Origin of the sequence: Solwaraspora sp. WMMA2059, from assembly GCF_027497315.1 — a bacterium.
Taxonomy (GTDB): Bacteria; Actinomycetota; Actinomycetes; order Mycobacteriales; family Micromonosporaceae; genus Micromonospora_E.
Window position 1 is genome coordinate 4,706,581 of the sequence record NZ_CP114908.1, and the last position, 25,898, is coordinate 4,732,478.

Genomic DNA, 25,898 nt, shown 5'->3' on the forward strand with positions numbered 1-25,898 from the left:
CGATGACACCGTGGACCTTCGACGACCTGCCGGACCAGAGCGGCCGGACCGCCGTCGTCACCGGCGCGAACTCCGGCATCGGCTTCGAGACCGCCCGGATGCTCGCCGCCAGAGGCGCCCACGTGGTGCTCGCCTGCCGGGATGCCGGACGGGCCGGCACCGCGGCCGACCGGATCCGCGCCGAGCAACCGGTCGGCACGGTGCGCTGCGCCCGGCTCGACCTAGCCGACCTCGACTCGGTGGCCGAGTTCGCCGAGGCGATGCACGCCGACCACGACCGGCTTGACCTGCTGATCAACAACGCGGGGGTGATGCTGACCCCGTTGCGGCGCACCCGGCAGGGCTTCGAGCTGCAGTTCGGCACCAATCATCTCGGCCACTTCGCACTCACCGGTCGGCTGCTGCCACTGCTGCTGCAAGCCGGCGCCAACGCCCGGGTGGTCACCGTCGCCAGCAACGCCCACCGCGCCGGCCGGATCGACTTCGCCGACCTGAACTGGCAGCGGCGTCGCTACCGGCGGTGGGCCGCGTACGGGCAGAGCAAACTCGCCAACCTGCTGTTCACCCTGGAGCTGCAACGTCGGCTGGCCGGAGCCGGGTCTCCCGTACTGGCGACCGCTGCCCATCCCGGGTGGACCGCCACCGACCTGGCCCGGCACACCGGTGGCTTCGTCACCGCCGTCAGCCGGTTGATTGCGATGAGGCCGCGCGACGGAGCGCTGCCGACGCTGCGCGCCGCCACCGACCCGGCGGTCGACGGTGGCAGCTACTGGGGGCCGGGCCGGCTGTTCGACATGGTCGGCCCGCCGGTCGCCGCGCGTCGCAGCCCGGCGGCCGACGACGCAGCCACCGCTGGCCGGCTGTGGACGGAGAGCGAGAAGCTGACCGGTGTCGAGTTCCCAGTCGCCGAATAGCCGCAGCCGCTTGCGGCCGGGCCGCCAGGTCGGGCAGCAGCCGGTTGACGGCCGCCGACCTGCCGAACACGACACCCTGGAGCTGAGACCGGCGACGGTACGGACGAGACCGCCGACCTGGTCCACGTGACGCTACTCGGGCAGCGCATCCTGTCCCGCAGTCGCTGACCGGCTGTCGGTGTGAGTGGAGGCGCAGGTCGCCTGGCTGAGCGCGGTGACGGCCCGGATCACCGTCGGATCGGTGGCCCGGGCGTCCGGCCGCACCGGGGTGCCCTTCGGGCCGAGCACCGTACCGCTGGGCAGGTCGGCGGTGGCGGCGGCGATGGAGCTGCGGGCGGCATCGGTCGCGCTGGCCCGGAACAGGTTGAGGTAGATCAGCGGGAAGGCCAGCCGGGCTGGCATCGGGAACAGGTCCGCGCGCATCGACCGGCCCATGTCAGTCGCGCTGGCCCCCGGGTCGGCGGCGAGCATCGTGACGCCGGTGCCGGCGAGTCGGTCGGCCAGACCCATCGTGTACGCGAGGTTGGCCAGCTTCGCCCGCCCGTACGCAGGAAAGCCGTAGTAGCGCCCGGCCATCTCGACCCGGTCCAGCGGGGTGCGGTCGGCGAGCCGGATCGCGCCCGAGGTGAGGTTGACGATCCGGCCGTGCCCGGCGGCAATCATGTCGTCGACCAGCAGCTCGGTGAGCAGATAGCCGGAGAGGTGGCTCATGGCGAAGGTCGCCTCGATGCCGTCGACAGTGTGCCAGTGCTGCCGGTAGATCCCGCCGACGTTGTTGACCAGCAGGTCGAGCGGGCCGGCGGCGCGGGTGTCGTCGGCCAGGGCGCGGACGGCGGACAGTGCGGAGAGGTCGGCCCGGATGAACCGGGCGGGTACCGGACCAGCGGCGGAGCGGGAGCCCGTGGCGGCGGCGCTCACCTGGTCGCGGGCGGCGTCGCCCCGCTGCTGGTCGCGCCCGACGATCGTGACGGCGTAGCCGTGGCCGGCCAGGGCACGGGCGGTGGCCAGGCCGATGCCGCCGGTGCCACCGGTGACCAGGGCCCGCTTCGTTGACTCAGTCATGACTAAAAAAATAGTACTAGCTACTGACCTTTAACAAGTGTGCCGCTGGATACAGTGGCGACGTGCAGGTCGAGCAGGACGTACTGCTGGCCGCCGTGGGTCGGCTGCGGGGGCGCTGGACGCTGCACATCGTGCACGCGCTGCTCGACGGACCGGCCGGCTTCAACGACCTGCGCCGGGCGGTCCCGGCGATCGGGCCGAGCACTCTCGCCCGCCGGCTCGGCGAGCTGGAGGCCGCCGGCATCGTCACCCGTACGGTGATCGACACCACCCCACCGGGCACCCGCTACGCGTTGACGCCGACCGGCACCGGACTGCGCCCGGTGCTCGCCGAAATGGCGGCCTGGGCCGGCGACACCAGCGACCCGGACACCCGCCACCACCAACTCGACGACCTGCTGTCACTGATGCAGGAACGCTGGATGCTTGAGCTGCACTGCGCACTGCTGGTCGGGCCGCGCCGCTTCACCGACCTGACCCGCGACACCGGGGTCAACCAGGTCACCCTCACCCAGCGCCTGGCAGACCTGGAGCGGCGCGGCCTGATCCAGCGCCTTGCCGACGGCAGCTACGCGTTCAGCGCCGTCGGCGATGGCTTCCACCGGGTCGGCGAAGCCCTCGCCCGTTGGGCAGCGGCTACATCCGGCACCCCCATCAGCTGACCGGTCAGCGGTGGTGGTAGGCCGTTGCTACCGTCAGCCGGCGTGGACGGGCACCGCGATCCTCGGCTTCCTGCTCCCCTGCTTCAAGGGCAGCCCACGCCGCCAGTGGTGGTACTCGGGCTGGAACTACCTGACGGTCGCCATCGTCGCCAGTCTCTGGCCCGGCGCAGCGTCGAACTCGCGCTGCTCGCGGCCGGCACCACGACCGCTGGCCTGTTCATGGCAGGTGCCGTCGCCGCGGTGACGCTCGGCGGCCTGCCGGAGCGCTGGCCGCCACCCGCCGCTGACCTGGCTCGGCCCGGCCCGGCCCGGCGCGGCACTAACCGGTTGTGGCCCGGCACGTCGGTCGACATAGGCCTGACGTGTTCGACGCGCTGACGTCCGGGTTGCTCGCCGGCTACGGCATCGCGGTCCCGGTCGACGCGATCGGGTCCTGATCGTCACCGTCTCTGCTCAGGTGTCGCTGCGGCACGGCGCGGCCGTCGCCCGACTGCTCGACCCGGCGACCGGCATCCTGCGGGCAGCCGCCGCCGTGGTGCTCGCCGCGAACGCGGTACGCGGAATCGTCGTAGCGATGCAGGCCCGTCGAGCGGCGACCGAAGCGCCGCAGTCGGCACCGGCGCGGTCGATCGCCCGGACGTACGCCGCCTTCGTCGGGCTGACGTTGCTCAACCCGATGACCATCGTCTACTTCGCCGCTCTCGTGGTCGGCCACCAGGGCGGAGCGACAGATTCGACCAGCAGCCTGCTACTCGTCGCAGCGGTGTTCGTCGCAGCGGCCAGTTGGCAGGTCCTGCTGGCATCTGGTGGCGCGCTTCTCGGCCGCGCGCTCGCCAGCCCACGCGCCGGCTGGTGACGGCGCTGGTCGGCAACGGCATCATCGGCCTGCTCGCCATCCGCCTAGCCTGGCAGGCCAGCCTCGGCTGAACCGCCACACCGCCACTGCCGCACCGACCACCAGCAGCAGTACGGCCTGGGCGAAGGCCGGCCCGGAGGAGGCATCGGCGATCGGCCACGCCCACCAACGCACCAGACCACCGTCACCGGTGCCGAACAGCGCACTGACGATCACCGCGCCGACCGGCACCACCGCTGCAAGCCGTGCGCCGACGAACGGGGCGACGATCTGGGCCAACCCGAGGCAGCCGATGAGATTACGCAGGTAGCCGGGGCCGAGCTGCCACCAGCCGACCGCCGAGGCGACGCCGACTGCAACCGCGGTCATCAGCGTCATCGCCGCGGCGACACCGAGGTCGCGGGCGGCCACCGAACGTACCGCCGTGGTGTCCAGGTCACCGCTGCTGCGGTCGATGCCGTGCCAGAGGACGACGATCGGGACAAGCGGCAGCAGCAGGGCGAACACAACCGGCACCAGCAACGCCCCGGCCAGGCTGGGCAGCGGCAGCACCTCACCGCCGATCACCGTCGCGGCGGCCAGGCTCGCGGCGTACGCGACGGTCACCGTCGTCAGGGCGCGGGTACGCCACCACCAGATCACTGCGGATCGTCCGACGCGAAAAGTTCCGGGTCGAGGCGCGGCACGGTGGTGCAGTCAGCCATCGGCGCGAGGTTGGCTCGGTACCAGGCAGCCTGCCGGTCCTCGTCGAGCTGACGCACCCGTACCGCCAGGTCGATCAGCTCCGGCGGCGCGACCGGGCCGAGCTCCGACGCCGGTACGCCGGCCGCCAGCGCCATCCACACCAGCAACGCCGCACGATTGTGGGCACCGGGCCACTCCCCCTCGGCCGCGCAGGCGGGCACGGTGTCCGGGACGATGCTGGAGACCAGACTCAGCACCGCCGTCTGCGGGTCCGACTCGGCGGGCAGGACGATGAAGACAGCGTCGGCCGCGTTGCTCTCCTGGCTGGTCACCGTCTCGGGCAGCGTGACGCCGACCGCAGCGAGCCGGGGATACGCCGACGCCAGCGCCGGATGGATCGCATCCCGGGCCGTCTCCTGCTCCGGCCACAGGCACAGCGTGGGCCGTTGCCCGACGCACTGTGGCGCTCCGGCGCGCGGGCCGCCGGAAGACGGGCCGAGCGGTGCCGCCACGGTGACCGCGACCACTAGCAACGCGGTGAAGCTCAACGCACCGCCGACGTGAGCCGGGCGGGCGCCGGCAAGGGCGACCAGCGTGCCTGCGCCGATACCGACGGCGAACAGGGCGGCGGCCAGCAGCGCCCGCGCGTCCGGCTGCTGATCGATCGCACAGCAGCTTTCAAAGGACAGCCCGTTGATGTGGCGGATCCAGAACGGCTCGACGGCGGCCGGGTAGGCCAGCCAGATGTAGGAGCCGCCCAGGCTGACCGGCAACGCGAGCGCGGGCGGCAGCCAGCGACCGAGCCCGTATCCGACCACGGTGTGCCCTACCATCACCAGCAGGTAGACGCCGACCAGCCCGAGGTGCGGACCGCCGGGCGCGCCGACTGCGGCAGGGGCGGTCGACAGCACCGCCGCGACGACCCCGGCCAGCCCCATTACCAGCGTCGGGCCGACCGCAACGAAAACGACTGTCCACATCGGCCGAGCGATGGTCTGTGTGTCGATACCGCCGCTGCGGTGCCGCATCCCCTCCCAGGCGGCGCAGACCGCGCAGAGCGGCACCACGATGAACAGCATCAGGTTGGCCTTGGCAACCGCAGCCGTCCAGTAGCCGGGCGTGGCCGTTTCGACGACCGCCGCACCTTGGAACAGCACGAGGGCCAGCATCGGCACGGTCACGTAGGTCTCGGCGCGGCTACGCCAGGGGTAGATCGTCCGCATGGCGCCGTGCGCGTCCGCGCTCATGCCTCGGCGCCGATGAACTGCACGTAGGCGTCCTCGGCCTGCCGGGACGGCTCGACGCCAGGCCTGGCCCGCGCCAGGAATGCCGGCACCTCACCGTGGAACCGGATGACACCGTCGTCCAGCACTGCCACGTGCTGGTAGATGTCGCTGATGTCTTCGGTCTGGTGCGTCGACACGAGCAGGTCAACGTCGCCGACAACTGAGTTCAGCACCTCGCGCAGCACCCGCCGCTGCTGCGGGTCCAGCCCGGCGGCCGGCTCGTCCATGACGATCAGTTTCGCGTCGTGGACGAGGGTCTGCGCGATCCCGACCCGACGGAGCTGACCGCCGGAGAGCGCCCTGCTGGGCCGTTCCGCCAGGTCCTGCAGGCCGACACGGCCCAGGGCGCGGGCCGCGTTGACCCAGGCGTCACGGCGGTTGAGGCCTTTCAGCCAGCCGGCGTAGGCGACCTGCTCCCGCACCTTCAGGCCGGGCATCGCGGCGACGTGCTGTGGCAGCCAACCGACCGAGCGGCGGTACCGCGATCGGGTACGCCGGACATCGCTGACCAGCCTCCCCCGTTCAGAGGGGAATTGGTTGATCGAGGGTGATGAAGGAAAGGTGCACCTGACCTGCGAGGATGTGATTGTCTAGATCAAGTCCAGAGCAGAAGCGGGTGCACCTTTCCGGTGAGTAAGAGTAACGGTTGGGATCAACGGCTGGTCGTGGCCTCGGGTGGGAAGGGTTTGGTCGGTCACGCGGGTGCGGTCCTGCTGCGCCGGTGTGCGGACCGGACCGGGTTGACCGGTGGGTTGAACAAGGTGCTGCCGCGGGGGAAGGGGCCGGGCTGGTGGGATCGGGGCACGGTCCTGGTCTGCCTGGCGGTCGCGATCGTGCTCGGCGCGACGAGCATGTCCGACATCGGGCTGCTGGCGCATCAGTCTCTGGTGTTCGCCGAGCCGCCGTCGCAGGCCACTGTGCGTCGCGCCCTGGCGGGGCTGGACGAGGCCGGGCTGCGCCGCGTCGCCAAGGCACGGGCGAAGGTCCGGGCCCGGGTCTGGGATCTGCTCGCCGGTCGGCCGCAGGGTTTCCCCTGGCTTGCCGTGGCGGGCAAACTGCTGTCGGGGTGGGTGGTCATCGACCTGGACGCCACTTTGATCACCGCCCACAGCGACAAGCAGGGCGCGGCCGCGACGTTCAAGCGCGGGTTCGGGTTCCACCCGTTGGGGGCATGGTGCGCGAACACCGGCGAGAGCCTGACCATGTTGCTGCGCCCGGGTAACGCCGGATCGAACACCATCACCGACCATATCCGGGTCCTCGGTGAGGCGATCGTCCAACTCCCCGTGAAGTACCGGCGCAGGATCCTCGTGCGGGTCGACGGCGCTGGAGCCACCCACGACCTGCTACACCACCTGGAGCAGATGAACCGGCTGTGGCGCACGGTGCGCTTCACCGTCGGATGGACAATCACCGACGCCGACGAGATCGCGATCGCCGCCCTGCCCGAGCGGGCCTGGGACAGCAGCCTGCGTCAGGACGGGACCGCCACCGACACCGCGCAGGTCGCCGAACTGACCGGCCTCAACACCCGCCTCGGCGGCTGGCCCGCCGGGCTGCGGCTGCTCGCGCGGCGCACCCGCCCGGCCGCCCGGCACGCCAAGAAACTCACCGACCTGGAGAAGAAGACCGGCTGGCGGTACGCGATCGTGGCCACCAACATCGGTCGGATCGGCGGCGTGCCCGGCTCGCACCACCCGCAGTGGCTCGACGCCCCGCACCGCTCCCACGCCGGCGTGGAAGACCAGGTACGAACGAACAAGGCCATGGGCCTGCGGAACTTGCCCAGCAAGTCCTGGACCGTCAACCGCGGCTGGATCCTCGCCGCGAACATCGCCGCCGACCTGGCCGCCTGGACCCGGCTACTCGGCCTGCACGACCAACCCGATCTCGCCCACGCCGAACCCGACACCCTGCGCTACCGGCTACTGCACCTACCCGCGAAACTCACCACCCACGCCCGCCGCCGAACACTGTCCATCCCCGACACCTGGCCCTGGGCCGACGCGTTCCTGATCTGCTGGCAACGCCTGCACCTGCCGCTGACCACCTGACCCACCCAACCTGCCCCTACCAGCAGAAAGGCAAGCCCCGGGACCGGAGACCCGGCGCGCCCGCAGCGAGACGCGGCCGGCCCGTACACCCACAAGAGGACAAAACAGTCAAGCCGAAACGGTCAGGCAGGGACCAAACCCCTCTGACGAATCGAGGCCAGGTCACCGACTCGCACCGTGCCCGCGTCGGGCTGCAGCAGCCCCACGATCAGCGACAGCAGCGTGGACTTGCCAGCACCGTTGGGGCCGAGCAGCACGGTCGCACCGGGCTCGAACTCGACGGTCAGGGCACGGAACACCGGGATGTCCTTGCGATACCGGAAAGAACAATCCGCGATCAGTACGGGCACAGGGTCAACCTCTGGAGGCATGAACACGGCAGACATGGGGCGGCAAGTCAGGACCTTATGGCTGACTTGCCACCCCATCCTAGATGATCAAGGCATCAGGTCAGTAGTAGGTGGTCAGCGAGTTTACGTTGACTCGCCAGCCGGAGGTCGATCCGTTGATCTTCTTGATGGTCCAGTGGTAGCTACCGACGTCGGTCATCCGACCCCAATTGAACGTTCCACACGACGAGGTGCGCTCGCCGTATGTCACATCGGGGAGCGGCCAGGTCCTGTTACGAGCAAGGTCGAGAGTAGTGTTCTGGTAGGTTCCCGCTACCACCGAACAACCGGACCACACCGTACGAGTCGATGCCGAGTCACTGTTGTTGTCGGTCCAGTCCCGGGATGTGAATCCGGTAAGGGCATCGCTCACACTACTCGACCAACTTCCCTCAGCCTCGATCCACCGATGAAGGTCGGACCGGCAGGACCCCGGCTATAGAAAGTGCCCTCTGAACTGGAAGGATAGGAGTTCTGACGCTTCTATCGCTCGGTTCGAGAGGGCACCTCGCAGGTGAGAATACGCCAGGACGCGCCGGTGGTGCGCGCGACGTTCGACGATCCGAATCTGGTGTCGTGTGCCGGTCTCGTTCCGGTGATGCGCCTGGCCGAGCAGGCCGGTCTGCATGACGCGGTCGCCGACCGGGTGCGGCTGCCGACGGACAAGGGCGCGAACCCCGCCGGGAAGGTCGCCACGGTCGTGGCGGGGATGCTCGCGGGCGCGGACAGCATCGACGACCTCGACATCGCCCGGCACGGTGGCATGCGGTCGCTGTTCGGCAGCGTGTACGCGCCGTCGACGCTCGGGTCGTTCCTGCGTACGTTCACCCACGGGCACGTACGGCAGTTACAGGCCGCCGCCCGCGACACCCTGATCGGTCTGACCGGCCGGGCACCGATCCTGACCGGCGCCGACACCCTGTGCTTCGTGGACATCGACTCCATGCTGCGGCGGGTGTACGGCAAGCAGAAGCAGGGCATCGGGTTCGGCCACGCCAAGGTCGGCGGCTACAACGTCTACCTGCGCGGCTACAACCCCCTGGTCGCGACGCTGTCCACCCCGCTGTCCGCGCCGGTGATCGCCGCCACGAGGCTGCGGTCGGGTAACGCCGGCTCGTCCCGGGGCGCCGCCACCATGATCGCCGAGGCCATCACGACCGCCCGGGCATGCGGCGCTTCGGGGGAGATCATGGTGCGAGCGGACTCGGCGTTCTACGCCAAGACGGTGATCAGCGGCTGCCGGCGTCGTGGCGTGCGGTTCTCGGTCACCTGCCGCATCGACCCGAAGATCCGCGCCGCGTGCGACGGCATCGCCGCCGACCAGTGGGTCGACATCACCTATCCGCAGGCCGTCTGGGACGAAGACGCCGGCCGGTGGATCTCCGACGCGCAGATCGCCGAAACCACGTACACCGCGTTCGCCGGCACCCGACACGAGGCGACCGCCCGGCTGATCGTGCGCCGCGTCCGCCGCGACGACCCGCAACAGATCCCCGGCCAGGACGAACTCCTACCGACCTACCGGTACCACGCCGTGTTCACCGACAGCCCGTACACCCTCGTACAGGCCGAAGCCCAGCACCGGCAACACGCGATCATCGAGCAGGTCAACGCCGACCTGATCGCCGGCCCCCTCGCCCACCTGCCCTCCGGACACTTCAGCGCCAACGACGCCTGGCTGACCTGCGCCGCGATCACGCACAACCTCACCCGCGCCGCCGGACACCTCGCCGCGGGCACCTGGTCGACCGCCAGACCCGCCACCATCCGGACCCGGATCATCACCGTCGCAGCCCGCCTCGCCCACCGGGCCCGCACCATCCACCTACACCTGCCCGAGTACTGGCCCTGGCAGGCGGCGTTCGACAACCTGTTCACCGCCGTCCAGCCGGCACCCGGCTGACCACACCCCACCAGCCGAAACCAGGCGGCCCGACCACAGGCCACAATCCCGTTCCACCCCGAACACTCACCCTCGGAGCAAGCCGATCACGTGATCGGCGACTCCCTCACGCCCGCCGCACCACCCAATACAGAAATGATCAACCAACATTCAGCGGCAACCGCGTCGGTGGATCGAGGCTCAGCGCGCACCGGCGACACCAAGGTCAAACTGAGCACCAAGCCACCCACAGCAACAGTTACGACCTTCGCGAGCCTCTTCACTGTTCCCCGCTTACTTTGGAAGGACAACGAGAGCTGGCCAGCGGTTAAATTACTCGGCGCGGTGTCCACACATGTCAACACCCTTCGATCACCGTTGATCACTGGCCATCAGCGACGATCTCAAGCACTCGAGGCCTGGCCTCAGGGAACACAGGAAGACCGCCACATAGGAGCACACACGGTAAAGCCAAGGTGACAACAATCACATGTTGCAACCGTCCAATGGCTTGATGTTGCTTGCCGCCGCCGCGCCGATCATCACGATCCTGTGCGATGCCGGAAAGAACAGCCCGAGCAGTACGTATGCCAGGTCAGCGATCGGTCGTACCGTTATCCCATGGTCCACGCAGGACGTTACCTCCACATGAGCAATGCTCTCGGAGCGCCAAGGCACCAGGACCTCGGGGCGCGGGCCACCGCAGGTCGTCAGGTCGCGGGTGGGCGCAGACGCAGGGCGGCGACGGCGGCTGGCAGGTCGGCGGCGGTGGCGACCCGGCGGGTGGTCTCGGGACCTTCACGTACGTGCACCTCACAGTGGGACGCGGCGAGCGAGACGATCACCGTCTCGCCGGCGTAGTACCCCGCGAGCAACGACAGCAACGGCACCAGGTCGGCAGGCGTCACCCAGTCGCCGGGGTCGCCGTCGGCTGCCGGCGTCGGCACATCCTGCGGTACGCATTGCGGCACGTTCTGCGGTACGGCGATCGCGGTCGACGGATCGACCGGCACCGCCGAGCGGGTGGCGCCGCACACGTACTCGACGGCCTGGGCGAGCGCGTGCCCAAGGGTGGGCCGGTGCGGGTAGGCCCGCAGGCCGATCGCGGCACCGGGCGCGGCGAGGTACGCACCCCACGACACCCCCTGCATGCGGTACGGCGTACCGGCGTCGTTGCGGTGGTCGGCGACGGTGACGATCAGCGCCAGCCCCAGCCCGTACGCCAACGCGAGCACCCGCGCCAGCGGTGGCGCGTCCGGCTCGGCGGCGTGCAGCAGCACCCGGCCGCCGGGGTGCCCGTTGGCGACGTTCGCCAGGTACGCGGTCAGCAGGTCCTGCCCAGGGTGGTCGAGGGTGACGTGGCCGTACCACAGCTCCTGCACCAGCAGGACCTCGTACTCGTCGAGCGGCGCGAGCTGGTCCGGGCCGATCGGCTGGCCGCGTACCGTCAGGTCGCCGACGTGGAACGGGAGCCGGAACTGCGGCGGCACCTGGTGGATGGGTTTGCCGCCCGGCTGGCTGCCGATCTGCGGCACCACGGCGGTGGCTTCGTCAGGCAGTGCCCAGTTGAGGTGGCGGGCCCAGTGCTGCCCGTCGGTGACGGTGACGACGGCACCGTGCCGGATGCGCAGCGTGTCGCCGCAGCTGAAGCAGCGGCTGAGGCCGGCGGCGTACCGGCCGCTGCGCCCGGCACCGCCGCAGTAGCGGCACTCCGGGTCGGCGGCGGGCGCGCCGACGGTGCAGACGCAGCGGCGCAACCCCTGCTCCGGTACGCAGTACGGGCAGGGTTCGGACGGGATCGCCGGCCCCTGCCAGCTGGGCGGCGGCGGCTGCCACGAGCGGGCGAGCTTGTCGACCGTACGCCGGGAGATCTGGCCGGTGGTGCGTTCGGTGAGTTCCTCGACGACAGCGACCACCCGCAGGCTGGTGTGCCACCAGCGGCCGTCGCGCCAGATGGCCTGCGCGCCAGGGGTGGCCTCACCCGTGCCGACTGAGGTGCAGTCGGCGATCATGCGGCGTTCGAGCTGGTCCAGGTCGAGTTTCGGCGGCCCGATCGGCGGGCCGGGTCGGCCGGGGCACAGGTAGTGGGCGGGTACGTCGACACCACGGTCGCCGATCCCGGTGGCGAGGCGGGTCGCGTCGGCGGCGACGATCGCCGCGTCGAGGCTGTCGGAGCTGCCGACACCGCTGGCGAACGCGTCGCCGACGCCGGTGTCGGGCAGTTCGAGGCGCAGCTGCCAGCCGTAGCGGTCGTCGCCGTACGGATCGGGCCGGGTTTCGACGACCAGGTCGAGGCAGAGCAGTTCGGCGAGGGCGCAGAGTCGGCCGAGGTGGCGGGCCGGGTCGGGGCGGTCCGGCGGGGCGGTACGGCCCAGCCAGAGCTGCCACGGGTGGTACGTGTAGTTGGCGATCGCCGCCGCTTCCAGGGCGTGCCGCCGTGCCTGCGGCAGGTCGGGTCGCCAGTCGCGGGGCAGCACCAGCCCGCCGACGAGAAGTTCCCGCTCGGGTGCAGCCGGGTCGTAGAGGTGGTCGGCGCCGACCCGGTCGGCCAGTTCGGTGACGACGGCGTCGAGGTCGAGCCACCAGCGGCCGGCGCGGTGCACCGGGTCGAGCGCGCCGGGCACGATGTTGACGGAGGCGACGGCGGCGGTGTCGGCGTTGGCGACGGTGTAGACGAGTTGGGCGCGGCGGCGGCCGAGCCCGGCGCAGCGGTCGCAGGTCACGCAGTTCGTGCCGGTGCCGAGACAGACCTGACAGTCGCGGTACGCCGTACCGCCCGGGTTGCCGGCGGTCAACTGGTCGTCGTCGACGATGAGATGGTCGCCGTACCAGGTGCAGCTGCACCGGTGGGAGGTGACGCCACCGCCGTCGCAGGTGGTGCAGTCGACGACGGTGACGCCAGGGTTGTCGGGCTCGGTCACCGGACGGCGGCCTGGTTGATCGTGGCCTGGTTCATCGCGGCCTGGGTGGACTGCCAGCGGCGCAGCGCGTCCTTGATCCGGTTGTTCTGCTCCCAGGTGCGGTCGAGTTCGGCGTAGAGGACACCGAGGTCGTAGGCGACGCGGTCGAGGAACGCGCCGACTTCGACCGGGTCGAGGCCGCGGGCCGTGACGCCGACCGGGCGGAACCGTTGGTTGCGCACCTGCCAGGGCCGGATCGGCCGGTACGCCGCCGAGCGCATGTTGGTGCCGGGCACCCGGTGCACGCCGGGGTCGCCGCCGGCCGGCCAGCGGCTGGGCGGGGTGGACGCCATCCGCCGGCGTCCCCAGCGGACCCGCATCCGTTGCCAGATCCTTCGCATCATCAGTGCTCCTCCCCTGTGTGGTGCGGTGATTGCTTTGGTGGTGTGCGTGGTGGATGGGGGTGGCCCTGCCCCTTGCCGACTCGGGCGGGGCCACCCCCGCCCCGATCACCGCAGCCCTCCTTGGCGGTACGGCGACCGGGGCAGACCTTGGTTCCGCCGCGTGAGCTGCGGAAATCCGGATCAGGCGCAGTCGCCGAGGTCAGCGGGCGCGCTGCCCGGCCCGGTCGCCCTCGGGGCAGCGGTGCGGGGCCGGACGTCGGCGTCACCGCGCCGGGCGTCGGGCATGAGCACCGGCGGCGGTACGTCGACCGGCACCTGCCGAGGGCCGGTTCCCGGGTCGTCCCAGTCCGACCCACACGACCGCCACCGGTCGTCATCCATCTGCGTCACGGTTAACTCCCCTCCTCCGAAGATGTGCGCGACTGAGAATCACCCATCCCCCTTACGGGTGTCAAGTGCATCAAGTTGACGGGGCTGCTAGTCGTCACCTCCGTACGTTCATTGACATGCGGTTGGCCGGGATGTCCGAGATCCAGCAGATGCTCGGTGGCGTCTCCCGCCAGCGGGCATCCGAGATCGTCAACCGTCCGTCGTTCCCCGCACCGCTGGATGTCCTCGCCACGGGCCGCATCTGGTCCCGCGACGCGGTCGCCGAGTGGATCCGCATCCACCGACCCACCCAACGCGAGGACTGAGATCCCCTCATCACGTCAGAGACAACTGGACGACCGCCCTCGCCGGCACCATGTGAACACCCGTGCGAAATTCGAGCCTTCGTGTGGCCATATGCAGCGTCAATGCCTGACCGGTACCGTCCAAGGTAGTCACTTGGGAGGGGTGCTCCGTGAACGGATCCAACGATGCTCTGGCCTCGCTCATCACCGAGGCGGGCTTCTCGTGGGCCGGGCTGGCCCGGCGGGTCAACGGCCTCGGGGCGGACGAAGGGCTTGCCCTGCGCTACGACTACACGGCGGTGCACCGTTGGGTAAAGCGCGGCGAACGTCCGCGACCGCCGGTGCCGACGCTGCTGGCACGGGCGCTCAGTGAACGTCTGCGTCGCCGGATCACCCCGGCAGACTTCGGCATGACCGACGAGGAAACCCTTGCCGCTCGCGGCCTGCAGTACGCCGACCATCCGCGTACCACAGTCGACACGATCATCGACCTCGGCAAGGCTGACGTCGCGCGCCGCAACATCGTCAAAGCCCCATTCGTACTCGCCGCGCTCGGGGCACCGAGCCGGGACTGGCTGCTCGCCACCCTCGACGAAACATCGACGGAGCGCGGCCCCCGGCAGATCGGGATGCGGCAGGTGGCCGGCATCCGGGAGATGTTCGCCCTCTTCCAGGAGCTGGACGTGATGCGCGGCGGCGGCCACGCCCGTACCGCCCTCGTCGAGTACATGCAGAGCTACGTCCTACCGCTGCTCAAGCGGGAGCACGAGCCGGACGTGCAGCAGGCGCTCTACGAGGCAGCCGCCGAGCAGTCGTACCTCGTCGGGTGGATGGCCTACGACGACGGCGAACATGGCCTCGCCCAGCGCTACCTCATCCAGGCGCTCCGGCTCGCCCAGGCCGCTAACCACTCCGCGCTCGGCGCGCACGTCCTCGCCGGCATGTCCGACCAGGCCAACCTGCTCGGTCACCCCCGCGAAGCACTCATGCTCGCCCGCGCCGGCCGCCGCGGACTCGCCGACGGCGACTCCCCCGCCTGCCTCGCCGACCTGCACATCCTCGAAGCCCGCGCCCTCGCGGCACTCGGCGAATCGGCACCGGCAGCAGCTGCCGTGGCCAAGGCCGAACAGACCTTCGCCCGCGTCGACCACGACGACGAACCCGTCTGGGCCAGATTCATCGACACCCCATACCTGTACGGCGAAGCCGCCCACTGCTTCCGCGACCTCGGGCAACCCGACGAAACCGTGCGCTTTGCCACCGAGTCCGCCGAAGGTGCCCGCCGGCAGGGCCGCGCCCGACGTGCCGCCCTCAGCCACGCCGCCCTGGCCACCACCGACCTCGACCGGTCGGACGTCGAAGCCGCCGCCAACCGCGCCGCTCATGTCGTCGAGTTGGCCGCCTCCGTCAACTCGTCCCGCACCATCGGAACCGTCAAAGACCTGCAACACCGCATGAAGCCGTACGCCACCCTCCCCGAGGTACGCCACTTCACCACCCGCGCCACCGAACTCCTCGGCCTAGCCGCCTGACGAAAGCGCATGTCGCAGCCCTCAGCGGTTCAGCCACCAGGCAGGCCGAAGGCCAACACGTGCAGCAGGCCGACGATCGAGCCGGAGCCCAGGATCTCGTTCCGGTCGAGAAGCCCTCGGCCGCCAGCCGGTCTCCTCTTCGACCTCGCGTGCCACGGCCGTCTCCGGGCTCTCGCCCTCGTCGACGATCCCACCGGGAAGCTCCAGCCCCACTGGTCCGACACGAAGCGGTGCCGCCACAGCATCAGCACCTGATCGTGATCATTGACGACGACGCCAATGGCGGCGCGGAACAGCCGTACGACATGGTGCTCGAACCGCTCGCCGCCGGGAGGACTGGACGTCAACCAGGTCGAGGCTAATCCAGGGCCGGCGCTCGTACACGGCCCGTCGTCCAAACACGTGCCAGCGATGGGCGTCGGCCTGCTCAGGACTGCGGTCGCCGCCAGTCCGGCCCAGCAACGGCCGTTCGTCACCCGTCGCCTTACCCATGCCGGCCAGACTATCCATACAGCCCGAGAGAAGTGCAGCCCTCTCAGCCACACCGCCCGGGCTGCCGCCGACTCGACCGCCCGGCTCGGGTTCCTCCGAGGAATCCCATGGCGCTTCCGGAGACCTGATGCCACAGGTGCATCTTGATGCGCCTGTGGCATCAGACTCAACCAGTACCCCAGCCCAAAGGGGCGACATTGCGCACACGGGATAGAGGCGCACCTCGCCGGCCCACCCCGGAGACTAATGACAGCCGCGTCCCGCGAACCCATGATGACGATCGATGCCAGCACAGGAGTATCGTCGCCCTCTACTGCAGAGCCCTGACTTCATCTCCATCGCGCCACCGATTCTTGGAATCCGGACTTTCTTTGGGATCCGACCCGTCGCGCGAATCATTGACAACCTCACTGACCCGCTTGTCGAGAAGTCTGGTGACCGAGTATTGGGCGCCCCCGAAAGCGGCGCTCCAGCCAAGGATCTGTGCCCCTGTGTCGAGCTGCGTCAGCCCAGGAACGAACTCTCCCCGAACAAATACTATCCCGATGAGAGCGCATAGTGCACCAACCGGCAGTTTGAGAACAGTCGAGGCGAGCGACAGATCGTAGGGCACCGCCGACTCGCGAATTTTGGCTAGCATTGCAATGCCCACAAGAACGGCACCCATGAAACCGTACACCAGAACCAAAAGAACGTCGATACGGTCCGGCTCAGTCTGTGGATCGTCCGCTGGGACTTGACGCTCGGGGCCCTGTCCCGTCGTCGCCCTGTCATGCGGACAGACCAGATCGTCCGGGTAGCCGAAGCAGAGACTGAGCGTTTCCGGGGCACAGGCACCCCAAATGGCAAGCACGACAACGGTGGCCGTAGTCAACATTGTCGCGGACCACATTGCATTCCTCAGCCTCCGGATACGTGAGTAATACTTGTTCATCGCCAGATGCACGCCGACCAGGACGGCCTTCATGGCGCACCGGAGCTCCTCCGGTTGGCTTCCCCCTACCAGCCACCGCCCACATCGAGAGGATTGCCGCCGTAGCTCGACGACACGACAGTCGTCCGCCTTCAGACGACCTTTGGCCAACTCCAGGACGGACGGCAGCCAGCCCTGTAGATCCTTCGTATCGAGCATCTCCAGGATCAACAACTCGGCGGCCTGGATACTGAGCCATGCACACTCCATGGTTCCCTTGAGAATTCCGCGACGCCTGGCCGCACTCCGGGCCTTTCTGAGAGACTCGTATACGCTATGGAGTGACGCTCGCCTCATGTCGGCACAGTCCCTGACACGGATAAGTGCGGCCATGCTTTCGAGATAGTCAGCGCGCGCTAGAACGTTCTGACGCCATGTGGCACCAAAGAGGAATCCACGCAGCGGTGGCCCCTCCGCCACTCTCGGCGGTTGGGGACACTCCCGCCTTCTCGCCCTCGATGCCATGATGCGACGGTATGCGCTCAGGAGGTATGTCCGGACGGCGTTCTCCAAACCCTGTGACGCATGCGCCCGATGGTGTCCCTGGAGTCTCTCTCCCTTAGCCCTTGGCTCTTCTGGGAGGCGGAAAACGGCTGCCAAGAGAACCGGTAGTGGCTTATGGTGCGGATGATGTAATCAGCTTCCACTGTGACACGACGGCGAATGCTGGCTCTCGGCACGATAGCCGTAGTCATCGTGGTCACCCTGACCGGGTGGCGGTGGTGGCGCCTGCGGTCGCCGTACGGGCCGGAGGTGTTGAACGCGACCGCGACGCTGCGGCTGGTCGACCAGGCGACTGCGGACGCCACCTTCAACGGTCAGCAGCTGGTGATTCCCACCGACGGCGCCCGGGTCTTCCTCGGCCAGGTGAGCTGGACGCCCCCATCACAGCCGAAATCCGGCGCGATGCTCATCATCGCGGCGCTCGACAAACGGACTCGCACCCTGCCCGGCTTCATCTCCACCACGTCGAATCGACCGGACCGGGTCGGATCAGGCCCTCCGGCGATGTCCTCCTCGTCTCGTCGGGCGACGCCACGCCGGTCACGTACTCCTTCGTCCTGCACCCGGCACATCCGCAGACCCGCCGGAGTTCGCGATCGCGTCCGCTCCCGCCGCCGTCGACGATCTGATGGTCGCCCTGATCAGCGTCGGATCAGGCTGTTCGCCATGTCGATGACGGCTTCCTCAGCCGGCCGAGGCTGCCAGCCCAGCATCCGACGAGCCTTCTCGCTCGACGCCTCGCGTACCGCACCGAGCTCAGGCAGCACGAACGCGATCCGCGGGCTGAACCTGGCGGCGAGACGCACCGCCCAGTCCGGCAGTACCCGCGTCGAGACCCGGTCAGCCCCGTCATCGAGCCGGGTACGCAGCAACACCGCGATGTCCTGCATCGACATGGTGCCGGCGCTGGCCAGGAACCGCTCGCCGGCCGCCGCCGGATCGGTCATCGCCCGTACGTGCAGGTCCGCGACGTCCCGTACGTCGACCACACCGATGTGGATCCGGGCCAGGACGGGCTGGCGGCCGGTCAGCATCCGGTCGATCTGATCTGACCACAGGGACTTGTCCGGTCCGAGGGCCGGACCGAAGATTCCGACCGGATTCACCACCGCCAGCTCCATGCCTTGGCCGTCCTTACGCACGAAGTCCCAGGCGGCGCGTTCGGCGAGCAGCTTCGACTTCGCGTACGCGGAGACCTGGCCCTGTTCCGGATCGGTCCAGTCCTGTTCGGTGAACAGCCGCTTGTCTGCCGGGTGGCCGTACTTCACCGTCACGATCGACGACGTCAGCACCGTACGTTTGACCCCGGCCGTACGTGCCGCGCCCAGCACCCGCAGCACCCCGTCGCGTGCCGGCCCGATGAGTTCGTTCTCGTCGCGGGGCTCGGCCAGCGGCACCGGAGAGGCGATGTGGAGTACGTAGTCGCATCCGGCCACCGCCTCGGCCCAGCCGTCGTCGGTAGTGAGGTCGGCCACGGCGAAGCTGAGCGCGTCACCCGGTTCCGTTCCCCCCGCCTGCAGCATCGTGCGTAGGTCGGCGGCACGACCCGCCGAACGCACCGTGGTACGCACCCGGTACCCCTGCAGCAGCAGCCGTACGACACAGTGCGCCCCGACGAAGCCGGAGCCTCCTGTCACCAGCACCTGCTCGCCACTCATTGCCGACTCCCGACACCACTCGCGCTGTGGACGGGCATGGCGCCCCGCCCCGGACTGCGCCGAAGGTACCGGTGACACCTATGTCTGCGACCGGGCTGGGCCGATGTTCTCGGGCTTGCGACAGCACCGGTGGTCGCGGGATCGACGGATCACCTATCCTGCTGAGCTGCTGGTGCCCGCAGCCGGCGGCCCACCCCGCTCTCGCCGACAACCCCGGCGGCCCCGTGGCCCGGCAGTCCCGAGAGGGTTGCACGACCGGTGAAGATCGACCCGCGCGCCGTTTGGCAACGTGAGAGCAATCACGTGGGCAGTCGCTTTTTTCGATCCTGTGAACAGCCCCTGGCCACCCCGCCTTCTTAACATAGTTCATTCACGTTTCAAGAAGTCTTGGCATTGGCGAACGCCGACACCCGTGCTCTCATTGCAGCAGACGGGGCTCGAGCACTCAGTCCGGCCACAGCGCCCGGTGATCCCGGCAGCTGACAAGCTGGGCAAGCCGTCGATTCACCGGTAGTCCATGCGTCACCGCGCCCAGGAGGCCAGTTTCTCCTATGTCCAGACTGCACCGATACCGTCGCCAGGCATTCGCGACAGCCGCAACTTCCGCACTTCTGGTAGTTTTCGCCGCCACCCCTGCGATGGCACAACCGACGACTTCTCTCGCTCCCCTGCTGCCTGCCGAGAATGGTACGCCAAATGGTGGCTACATTGTCGTTCTCAAGGACCAGCCGCTCAAGGGCGGCGCGGCCAACGACCCTGTGGTGGTCGCCGAGCGGGTTGGTGGCCGGGAGGTCCACCCGTACACGACGGTGCTGAACGGATTCTCCGCGAAACTCGACGCCGACGCCCTCGAGGCGGTGCGCGCCAACCCGAACGTCGAGTACGTCCAGGCCGACGCGGTGATCCAGGCCGTCGAGCCCGTGGTGACCGGCGGTGGCGCGACCACCCAGCCCAACCCCCCGTCATGGGGTCTGGACCGCGTCGACCAGCGGAACCTCCCGCTCGACCAGGAGTTCAGCTACGACACCGACGGCACCGGGACCACCGTGTTCGTCCTGGACAGCGGGATCCGTACCACGCACGACGATTTCGGCACCCGGGCGCAGTGGGCCTACGACGCGGTCAACGACGGCAACAGTCCGGGCGACTGCCACGGCCACGGCACGCACGTCTCCGGCACCATCGGCGGCACGACGTACGGCGTCGCCAAGGACGTGCAGATCCGCGACGTGCGGGTGTTGGACTGCTTCAACTTCGGCACCGACGCGGACCTGATCGAGGGCATCGACTGGGTGGCGACGAACGCACCGCCGCGCTCGGTGGCGAATCTCAGCCTGCAGAACTACGGCAGCGTGGTGAACACGGCCGCCCAGAACATGATCGACGCCGGGGTGCTGGCGGTGTTCGCGGCGGGCAACAACAACAGCGACGCCTGCAACAACAACCCTCGGTCAGCGGACGGCATCGTGGTGGGCGCGACCACCATCACCGACGGCCGGTGGTCCAGCTCCAACTACGGCTCCTGCATCGACGTCTTCGCTCCGGGCAACAACATCACCTCGGCCGGCAACAGCGGCGACAGCGCGGTCGCCTCCAACTGGTCGGGCACCTCGATGGCCGCTCCGCACGTGACCGGCTGGGTGGCCCGTTATCTGGAGGCCAACCCGAGCGCGACGATGGCCCAGGCCAAGGCGGCGCTGCTGGGCGCCGCGACCAGCAACGTGCTGACCGGCATCGGCACCGGGTCGCCGAACCTGCTGCTGTACGCCGACCCGGGTAGCACTGTGACCGACACCGTCGCGCCGTCGACCCCGGGCACGCCGGTGGCGTCGGGCGTGACCGCGACCTCGGCCACGCTCACCTGGACCGCGTCGACCGACAACGTCGGGGTGGTCGGCTACGAGATCGAGCGGGCCACCGGCGGCGGTGGGTTCGCGTCGGCCGGCACCTCGGCGACGAACTCGTTCGCGGCGACCGGGCTGACCCCGGGGACCAGCTACCAGTTCCGGGTACGGGCTGAGGACGCCGCAGGCAACCTGTCGTCGTTCTCGTCGGCGGTCACCGTCAACACCCCGACGGGGGCGGGCACCTGCCAGGTCTCCTACGCGATCAACAGCGGTGGCTCCACGTTCACCAGCAACATCGTCATCACGAACACCGGCACCAGCACGATCAACGGCTGGACTCTGGCCTTCACCCTGCCCAGCGGGCACTCGTTCGGCAGCGGGTGGTCCGCCACCTACGGTACGAGCGGCCAGGACGTCACCGCGACCTCGTTGACGTGGAACTCGACGCTGCTGCCGCAGGGCACGGCGAGCATCGGGTTCAACGGCACCGGTTCCGGGACCGCGGAGCCGACCGCGTTCACCCTGAACGGGACGCCCTGCACCGTCGTCTGACGACGGGCCGGACCATCACCTGACAACTGAACGGTCAGGTTGATCAGCTGGTTCAGCGGGTCGGGCACCGGAGGCACCGGTGTCCGGCCCGCTGACGCCGTCGCCACCACCGCCACCGCCGCCGATGGCGTCGCCGGTTCCGCTGGTGCTGCGCAGGCTCCAGATGATCGACACCGCGATGGTGACGACGATGACCCCGAGGGTGACCGGGATGGGCAGCTTGCCGACCGGGGTCTCGGAGAGGATGAGCTTGACGCCGGCGAAGGCGAGCAGCACCGCCAGGCCGTAGTGCAGGTGCACGAAGCGGCGCAGCAGGCCGGCGAGGCAGAAGTAGAGGCTGCGGAGCCCGAGGATGGCGAAGGCGTTCGCCGTCCAGACGATGAACGTACTGGTGCTGATGGCCAGGATCGCGGCGATCGAGTCGATGGCGAAGATCAGGTCGGTGGCCTCGACCGCGATGAGGACGACGAACAGCAGGGTCGCGACGCGCTTGCCGTCGACCCGGGTGAAGAACTTCTCGCCGTGGTACGCCGGGTCGGTGGGGATGGCGCGGCGGACCAGGCGGACCACCGGGTTGCGGTCCGGTGGGGTCTGCTCGTCGTGCCGGAAGGCCATCTTGTAGCCGGTGTAGATGAGGAACGCGCCGAACAGGTACGCGGTCCAGAAGAATGCCTCCAGCAGTTCGGCGCCGACGAAGATGAACACCAGCCGGAACACGAGGGCACCGATGACGCCCCAGAACAGCACCTTGTGCTGGTACGCGGCCGGGACCGCGAAGTAGCTGAATACCAGCGCGAAGACGAACACGTTGTCGATGGACAGCGCCTTCTCGATTAGGTAGCCGGCGTAGTAGGTGCCGGCGACCTCGCCGCCCTGCCAGGCCCACAGCAGTACGCCGAACAGCAGGCCGGCGGCGATCCAGACGCCGGACCAGATGGCTGCTTCACGGAAGCCGATGACGTGGTTGTCACGGTGCAGGAACAGGTCGACGGCCAGCATCGCGGCGACCGCGAGCATCAGCGCGGCCCAGACCCACCAGGAAACGGTCAACGGACAGACCCTTCGCCCGGCCGACCCGTGGTCAGGGCCGGCGCTACTGGACGAAGGTCTCCCCGGGCCACCGGGTGGCGGCTGCGTCGCCGGGGCGCGGCAGATCCGGGCCCGTGCTGACGACGACGCGGTGGTACTCGGGTACTCCCCCTCGAACTACGTACCAGTATTCGCGAAGCGCGATTCGCGTGTCAAGCTCCGGGCAGCCAACCGGCACGGCTGGCGGATCGCCGGACCTGCGATCCGGCTTTCCCGTACTGTCCTACGTACATTGCGTCCGAAGGCTGTTGCCTTCGAAGAAGTGCGACGGCGAGGGACGCGCGATGAGCGAAGGGGACGGCGGGTCAGCATGTCGGTGCCAGCCTCAGCCGATCCCGGCGCACAGCCAGCCGCCCGGAGCTGGACCTTCCTCACGAACCATGCGCACGTGCTGCTGGCCGTCGCCCGGGACCCGACGGTACGGCTGCGCGACGTAGCCGCATCCGTCGGGATCACCGAACGCGCGGCCCAGAGCATCGTGGCCGACCTGGAAGCCGCCGGCTACCTGCGCCGTACCCGGGTCGGCCGCCGTAACCAGTACACCGTCGACCCGACCGGGCACTTCCGACACCCCGCCGAAGCCAACCGGCAGGTCGGTGACCTGCTCGACCTGTTTACCCGGCAATCAGACCGACCCGGGCCGGAGCAGGCACGGCCCGATCCGCCTACCGGAGGCTGATCCGACTTCCTACCAAGGTCGTAGGTCGAGTGTGACCCTACGCCAGATGGCGCTGGCAGCACCCTGGTTTTGTTGGCCCTCGCCGGTACGGGATGGTTCGCTGTCGATTTCATGCTGCTCGCGCCGGACATCTCCTACTGACAGAGATGATGTTCATGAGCACCTCCCGTCGAGGTCTGACCCGCCTACTGACTGACTTCGGGTCCTTAACGGGATTTGTCGGCCTCGGTCGGGAGGTGCTCATGCACTCACCGGACGTGGCGTTGTGACCTAATAGGAGCCTGGCCAGAGGCCCCATCTCTGTCTTGTCCGCGTTGCCCGGCTGGTGCGTGCCGCCCTGCCCCCAGTCACGAACGACAGGACGACGATGCCCTCTATTACACCTGATAACGCCGCGGTCGAGGTCGTCGGTGGAGTCGATACCCACCAGGACACTCACACGGCCGCTGTGATCGACCTGGTCGGACGGGTTCTTGGCACCCAGCAGTTCCCGGCCACGACGGCCGGCTACACCGCCCTGCTGACCTGGATGCGCGGGTTCGGCCGTCTGCTGCGGGTCGGGGTCGAAGGCACCGGCGCCTACGGGGCCGGACTCGCTCGCAGACTCCGCGACGAGCAGGTTGAGCTGGTCGAGGTCGACCGCCCTGACCGTAAAACCCGCCGCTTCCAGGGCAAGTCCGACCCGATCGACGCCATCCAAGCGGCCAAGGCCGCCCTGGCCGGCGAACGTACCGGCACCCCCAAGCAGCGCGACGGCCGCGTCGAAGCCCTGCGCAACCTGCGGGTGGCCCGCCGCAGCGCCCGTCGACCAGCGCGCCGACACCCAACGCCAGATCAAGGCACTGATCGTTACCGCCCCCGACCAGCTACGCGCCCAACTGCGCGGCCTGGCCGTCAAGCAGCTGATCGCCACCTGCGCCAGCCTGCAGCTCGACCCGGCCGACGCCGCAGCTCCGGCCACCGCAGCCACGATCGCCCTGCGCTCGCTCGCCCGCCGCCACCAGCAACTGTCCGCCGAGATCACCGAACTCGACGAACTACTCGAACCGCTCGTCGCCGCCATCAACCCTGGCCTGCTCGCCGCCCACGGCGTCGGCCCCGACGTCGCCGGTCAGCTGCTCGTCACCGCCGGCGAGAACCACGACCGGCTCACCTCCGAGGCCGGGTTCGCCATGCTCTGCGGTGTCGCCCCGATCCCCGCCTCGTCCGGCAGGACCAACCGCCACCGACTCAACCGCGGCGGCGACCGACAGGCCAACGCCGCCCTCTACCGCGTCGTACTCGTGCGGCTGCGCTGGGATCCGCGCACCCGCGCCTACGCCGAGCAGCGCATCAAGGAAGGCCTGTCCAAGAAAGAGATCATCCGCTGCCTCAAGCGCTACGTCGCGCGCGAGCTTTACCAGCTCATCACCTCAAAAGATCTTGAACTAGCAGCTTGACATCTATAGGAGCATCCGGTGCGAGCTGCCCGTCCCGAGGCCGGCCGGACTGCCCGTCGCGGCCCGCCCCGACCTGGAACAGAGGATGCTGCACACGATGTACGACCACATCGAGGACCGGCCGTTCGTCCGTGACTGTCTACTCGCGACCGGCGTCGCCGCGCTGACGTTCACGATGCTGGCGGCAGTGTTCTGGGTGGTGACGCCGCCGAGCGAGTTCGCGCTCACCGCGGCGCGGGAGTGGCTGCTGGTCTGTCTCGCCGTCGGGCAGGCGCTGCTGCTGTGCCTGCGCCGGGTCCACCCGCTGCTCTGCCTCGCCGCCGTCGTCGGCGTCCAGGTCGTAATGATCGCGTCGTCTCCACCGGACGCGACGATCCGGGGATTCGCACCGTTTGTCGTGGCGTACACCATCGCGGGTCTGCCGCCGGCCCGGCGGTCGTTCGCGCTGCTCGGCGCGGCGGTGGCGGTCGAGGTGGCGGTCGAGGTGGCGGCGGCGGTCGGCGCCGCCGCGGTGAGCACGCCGGGCCTGTTGCTGCCGGCGGTCGGCCCGGCCGGGTCAAGCGTGCTGTCCTACCTCGGCGGCGCGTTCGTCGGCAGCTACGTCGCCACCCGCGGACGCTACGTGCGGTTGCTCCGTCAGCAGGCCGCCGAGTCGGTTCGGACCCAGCAGGCGAAGGTACGGGCGGCGATCGGTGTGGAACGCACCCAGATGGCTCGGGAGCTGCACGACGTCGCCGCGCATCACCTGTCCGGCATGGTGGTGCAGGCGGCGGCGGTGCAGCAGTTGATCGACCGGGATCCGGCCGCAGCGAAGGAGGGGGTGGCCTGGATCCGGACGCAGGGCAAGGCGACGTTGGACAATCTGCGGTTGGTTGTCGGGGTACTGCGTGCCGGCCCGGCGGACCCGGCCGACGGCGCCGGTCCGGGACGGGACGGCGAGGGCGCCGTTCCGGTGCCCGGACTGGCCGTGCTCGACGAACTTGTCCGCACCGCCCGGGGCCTGGGTACGCCGGTCGAGTTCAGCGTCAACGGGCCGCCCCGGCCGGTGTCGCCGATCGCCGACGTCGCGCTCTACCGCACGGTGCAGGAGGCGCTGTCCAACGCCCGGCAGCACGCGCCGGGCGCGCCGGTCCAGGTCACGCTGCATTGCCTGTCGCGTGAGGTGTCGCTGGCGGTGGTTAATGCCCCGCCGGCCCGACACCCGGAGCCTGCGGTACGGATCAGCAGCGGTGTCGGGCTGGTCGGCATGCGGGAGCGGGCCCAGCTGATCGGTGCCCGGCTCGCGGCCGGGCCGACCACCGACGGCGGCTGGTCGGTCGCGGTGATGCTGACGGACAACGGAGGTGAGCGGTCGTGACCAGGGCGG

General features: G+C 69.4%; 21 protein-coding genes and 3 pseudogenes. 12 read left to right on the plus strand and 12 right to left on the minus strand.

The window, feature by feature from the left end; all coding sequences use genetic code 11:
• The first annotated feature begins 2 nt into the window (after positions 1-2).
• Positions 3-914 (plus strand): oxidoreductase, encoded by a 912-nt coding sequence (locus O7553_RS21505; RefSeq protein WP_281551485.1) that lies wholly within the window; start codon positions 3-5, stop codon positions 912-914.
• A gap of 132 nt (positions 915-1,046) precedes the next feature.
• On the opposite strand, the gene O7553_RS21510 is transcribed toward O7553_RS21505, so the two are convergent.
• Entirely contained in the window at positions 1,047-1,976 is a 930-nt protein-coding gene (locus O7553_RS21510; RefSeq protein WP_281551486.1) for an SDR family NAD(P)-dependent oxidoreductase, read from the minus strand.
• A 62-nt stretch (positions 1,977-2,038) separates the two neighbouring features.
• Between O7553_RS21510 and O7553_RS21515 the strand changes: the two genes are divergently transcribed.
• The 3 genes from O7553_RS21515 (at position 2,039) to O7553_RS21525 (ending at position 3,494) form a co-directional block, all read left to right on the plus strand.
• Positions 2,039-2,638, plus strand: a complete 600-nt coding sequence (locus tag O7553_RS21515; RefSeq protein WP_281551487.1) for a winged helix-turn-helix transcriptional regulator — start codon at positions 2,039-2,041, stop codon at positions 2,636-2,638.
• A gap of 42 nt (positions 2,639-2,680) precedes the next feature.
• A complete protein-coding gene (locus O7553_RS21520) occupies positions 2,681-3,016 on the plus strand; it encodes a hypothetical protein (protein WP_281551488.1) in 336 nt (111 codons plus the stop codon).
• Positions 3,017-3,095: 79 nt separating this feature from the next.
• A complete protein-coding gene (locus O7553_RS21525; protein ID WP_281551489.1) occupies positions 3,096-3,494 on the plus strand; it encodes a LysE family transporter in 399 nt (132 codons plus the stop codon).
• Positions 3,495-3,515: 21 nt separating this feature from the next.
• On the opposite strand, the gene O7553_RS21530 is transcribed toward O7553_RS21525, so the two are convergent.
• The 3 genes and pseudogenes from O7553_RS21530 to O7553_RS21540 form a co-directional block, all read right to left on the minus strand.
• Positions 3,516-4,136 carry a hypothetical protein gene (locus tag O7553_RS21530; protein WP_281551490.1) on the minus strand — a complete coding sequence of 207 codons (621 nt, stop codon included), beginning with the start codon at positions 4,134-4,136 and terminating at the stop codon, positions 3,516-3,518.
• Positions 4,133-5,425: a hypothetical protein gene (locus tag O7553_RS21535; protein ID WP_281551491.1), complete on the minus strand. Its 1,293-nt coding sequence runs from the start codon at positions 5,423-5,425 to the stop codon at positions 4,133-4,135. The genes O7553_RS21530 and O7553_RS21535 overlap by 4 nt, the downstream gene beginning before the upstream one ends.
• Positions 5,422-5,982, minus strand: a pseudogene (locus O7553_RS21540) (ATP-binding cassette domain-containing protein); the annotation flags it as partial. The pseudogene O7553_RS21540 and the gene O7553_RS21535, both read right to left, overlap by 4 nt.
• Positions 5,983-6,093: 111 nt before the next feature.
• Here O7553_RS21540 and O7553_RS21545 point away from each other — a divergent pair.
• Entirely contained in the window at positions 6,094-7,518 is a 1,425-nt protein-coding gene (locus O7553_RS21545; RefSeq protein ID WP_281551492.1) for an IS1380 family transposase, read from the plus strand.
• 140 nt (positions 7,519-7,658) lie between these two features.
• On the opposite strand, the pseudogene O7553_RS21550 reads toward O7553_RS21545, so the two are convergent.
• A pseudogene (locus O7553_RS21550) lies at positions 7,659-7,817 on the minus strand (ATP-binding cassette domain-containing protein); the annotation flags it as partial.
• Positions 7,818-8,421: 604 nt separating this feature from the next.
• Here O7553_RS21550 and O7553_RS21555 point away from each other — a divergent pair.
• The gene (locus O7553_RS21555) at positions 8,422-9,810 is read left to right on the plus strand and encodes an IS1380 family transposase (RefSeq protein ID WP_281551493.1); all 1,389 of its coding nucleotides are present in this window, start codon (positions 8,422-8,424) and stop codon (positions 9,808-9,810) included.
• 689 nt (positions 9,811-10,499) lie between these two features.
• Here O7553_RS21555 and O7553_RS21560 read toward each other — a convergent pair.
• From O7553_RS21560 to O7553_RS21570, 3 genes are all read right to left on the minus strand, one after another.
• Complete coding sequence (locus O7553_RS21560) at positions 10,500-12,710, minus strand: hypothetical protein (protein ID WP_281551494.1); 2,211 nt, start codon at positions 12,708-12,710, stop codon at positions 10,500-10,502.
• Positions 12,707-12,970: a DivIVA domain-containing protein gene (locus O7553_RS21565; protein ID WP_281555697.1), complete on the minus strand. Its 264-nt coding sequence runs from the start codon at positions 12,968-12,970 to the stop codon at positions 12,707-12,709. Before O7553_RS21565 ends, O7553_RS21560 begins: the two co-directional genes overlap by 4 nt.
• Positions 12,971-13,273: 303 nt before the next feature.
• Positions 13,274-13,483 carry a hypothetical protein gene (locus O7553_RS21570; protein ID WP_281551495.1) on the minus strand — a complete coding sequence of 70 codons (210 nt, stop codon included), beginning with the start codon at positions 13,481-13,483 and terminating at the stop codon, positions 13,274-13,276.
• Positions 13,484-13,599: 116 nt separating this feature from the next.
• Here O7553_RS21570 and O7553_RS21575 point away from each other — a divergent pair, with 116 nt between their 5' ends.
• Positions 13,600-13,788 (plus strand): hypothetical protein, encoded by a 189-nt coding sequence (locus O7553_RS21575; protein ID WP_281551496.1) that lies wholly within the window; start codon positions 13,600-13,602, stop codon positions 13,786-13,788.
• Positions 13,789-13,937: 149 nt separating this feature from the next.
• Positions 13,938-15,299 carry a hypothetical protein gene (locus tag O7553_RS21580; protein WP_281551497.1) on the plus strand — a complete coding sequence of 454 codons (1,362 nt, stop codon included), beginning with the start codon at positions 13,938-13,940 and terminating at the stop codon, positions 15,297-15,299.
• A gap of 21 nt (positions 15,300-15,320) precedes the next feature.
• On the opposite strand, the gene O7553_RS21585 is transcribed toward O7553_RS21580, so the two are convergent.
• The 3 genes from O7553_RS21585 to O7553_RS21595 form a co-directional block, all read right to left on the minus strand.
• Positions 15,321-15,539, minus strand: coding sequence for an NUDIX domain-containing protein (locus tag O7553_RS21585; RefSeq protein ID WP_348651180.1), 219 nt, complete (start codon positions 15,537-15,539; stop codon positions 15,321-15,323).
• A 562-nt stretch (positions 15,540-16,101) separates the two neighbouring features.
• On the minus strand, positions 16,102-16,758 hold the full coding sequence (locus tag O7553_RS21590) for a hypothetical protein (RefSeq protein WP_281551499.1): 657 nt from the start codon (positions 16,756-16,758) through the stop codon (positions 16,102-16,104).
• A gap of 1,151 nt (positions 16,759-17,909) precedes the next feature.
• Positions 17,910-18,926 (minus strand): aldehyde reductase, encoded by a 1,017-nt coding sequence (locus O7553_RS21595; protein WP_281551500.1) that lies wholly within the window; start codon positions 18,924-18,926, stop codon positions 17,910-17,912.
• Between the two features lie 638 nt (positions 18,927-19,564).
• Between O7553_RS21595 and O7553_RS21600 the strand changes: the two genes are divergently transcribed.
• Positions 19,565-21,325 (plus strand): S8 family serine peptidase, encoded by a 1,761-nt coding sequence (locus O7553_RS21600; protein WP_281551501.1) that lies wholly within the window; start codon positions 19,565-19,567, stop codon positions 21,323-21,325.
• A 15-nt stretch (positions 21,326-21,340) separates the two neighbouring features.
• On the opposite strand, the gene O7553_RS21605 is transcribed toward O7553_RS21600, so the two are convergent.
• Positions 21,341-22,375, minus strand: a complete 1,035-nt coding sequence (locus tag O7553_RS21605) for a TerC family protein (RefSeq protein ID WP_281551502.1) — start codon at positions 22,373-22,375, stop codon at positions 21,341-21,343.
• Positions 22,376-22,730: 355 nt separating this feature from the next.
• Between O7553_RS21605 and O7553_RS21610 the strand changes: the two genes are divergently transcribed.
• The 3 genes and pseudogenes from O7553_RS21610 to O7553_RS21620 all read left to right on the plus strand — a co-directional run bounded on the left by O7553_RS21610 (position 22,731) and on the right by O7553_RS21620 (position 25,889).
• On the plus strand, positions 22,731-23,093 hold the full coding sequence (locus O7553_RS21610; protein WP_281551503.1) for a helix-turn-helix domain-containing protein: 363 nt from the start codon (positions 22,731-22,733) through the stop codon (positions 23,091-23,093).
• A gap of 367 nt (positions 23,094-23,460) precedes the next feature.
• Positions 23,461-24,532 (plus strand): annotated as a pseudogene (locus O7553_RS21615) (IS110 family transposase).
• An 85-nt stretch (positions 24,533-24,617) separates the two neighbouring features.
• A complete protein-coding gene (locus O7553_RS21620; protein WP_281551504.1) occupies positions 24,618-25,889 on the plus strand; it encodes a histidine kinase in 1,272 nt (423 codons plus the stop codon).
• The last annotated feature ends 9 nt before the right edge of the window (positions 25,890-25,898 follow it).